Annotated in this window: 1 pseudogene; it reads right to left on the reverse strand. The window is 69.2% G+C overall.

The window, feature by feature from the left end:
* Positions 1-201: pseudogene (locus tag IA22_RS37960) on the reverse strand (hypothetical protein); the annotation flags it as partial.

Raw genomic sequence — 201 nt, forward strand, 5'->3', positions numbered from 1 at the left:
ACGTGCGCGTTGGTCCCGCTGATCCCGAACGACGACACCCCCGCACGACGCACCCGCTCACCCCGCACCCACTCCCGCTCCACATCCAGCAACCGGACCAGACCCGCACCCCACTCCACCTTCCGCGACGGCACCCCCGCGTACAACGAACGCGGCAACACCCCCTCCCCCAACGCCAACACCATCTTCATCACACCCGCC

Origin of the sequence: Kitasatospora papulosa (assembly GCF_000717245.1) — a bacterium.
Classification (GTDB): Bacteria; Actinomycetota; Actinomycetes; order Streptomycetales; family Streptomycetaceae; genus Streptomyces; species Streptomyces papulosus.